This is a genomic window from Streptomyces sp. NRRL F-5122, assembly GCF_001507435.1.
Taxonomy (GTDB): domain Bacteria; phylum Actinomycetota; class Actinomycetes; order Streptomycetales; family Streptomycetaceae; genus Streptomyces; species Streptomyces lannensis.
The window spans coordinates 1-320 of sequence record NZ_LMWH01000171.1; the positions used below are offsets into that span (position 1 = coordinate 1).

1 protein-coding gene and 1 pseudogene are annotated in these 320 nt (G+C 74.1%); one reads left to right on the top strand and one right to left on the bottom strand.

Annotation, left to right across the window (positions count from 1 at the left end; genetic code table 11):
- A pseudogene (locus tag ADL25_RS50565) lies at positions 1 to 179 on the bottom strand (fumarylacetoacetate hydrolase family protein); the annotation flags it as partial.
- Positions 180 to 185: 6 nt separating this feature from the next.
- On the opposite strand from ADL25_RS50565, the gene ADL25_RS52195 reads away from it, so the two are divergent.
- Positions 186 to 320, top strand: a 135-nt coding sequence (locus tag ADL25_RS52195) for a fumarylacetoacetate hydrolase family protein (protein WP_420711346.1), incomplete at its 3' end; no start/stop codon positions are given.

Here is a 320-nt window from a genome sequence, read left to right on the forward strand (position 1 = left end):
CACGCGGCAGCGGCGGCCTCGTCGGGCAGGTAGCGGGCCTCGCGGCCGATGACGACGGCGAGTTCGACCTCGTAGTCGGTCTTCTGGGAGCGGCGGGGGGGCAGGACCTCGTCGTCGGGGCCGACCACGGGGGGCGGGGGGTTTAGGAAGACGATGGGGTCCTCGGGGGCGGCGGCCCCTCCGCCATCGACCTTGCCCCCGACCCCCCCACGTTCTTCACCAAGCCCCGCACCACCCGGACGCCCCCCCACCACGGGTACCCCACCCCCCGCCGCTCCCAGAAGACCGACTACGAGGTCGAACTCGCCGTCGTCATCGGC